General features: G+C 66.2%; 1 protein-coding gene. It reads right to left on the reverse strand.

Going from position 1 to position 512, the window contains the following annotated elements:
- Positions 1-512: efflux RND transporter permease subunit (locus tag D1614_RS29010; protein WP_147384427.1), on the reverse strand; the 512-nt coding region annotated here is incomplete at both ends.

Raw genomic sequence — 512 nt, forward strand, 5'->3', positions numbered from 1 at the left:
AGCCAGGACTCAAACATCGCCTCGAACCAGCGCAGCACGAAGTTGGGTTTGTGATGCGGATCGTGGGGCTTGAGCACCCGCGCGCAGAGCATGGGCGTCAGGGTCAGCGACACGAATCCGGACACAAGGATGGCTACAGAGATCGTCACCGCGAACTCGCGGAACAGCCGCCCGACCACGCCGCCCATGAACAGCAGCGGCGTGAACACCGCCACCAGCGAGATCGAGATCGACAGGATGGTGAAGTTGATCTCGCCCGAGCCGGCCAGGGCCGCCTGGAACGGCCGCTCGCCGTGCTCGATCCGCCGCCAGATCGCCTCCAGCATGACCACCGCGTCGTCGACCACGAAGCCGACGGCGATCGACAGCGCCATCAGCGACAGGTTGTCGAGGCTGAAGCCCATCGGCAGCATCACCCCGGCCGTGGCCAGCAGCGACAGCGGCACCACCACGCTGGGGATCAGGGTGGCGCGGGCGTTGCGCAGGAAGAAGAAGATCACGCCCACCACCAG

This window comes from Maribellus luteus (genome assembly GCF_003576475.1).
GTDB classification, from domain to species: Bacteria; Bacteroidota; Bacteroidia; order Bacteroidales; family Prolixibacteraceae; genus Draconibacterium; species Draconibacterium luteum.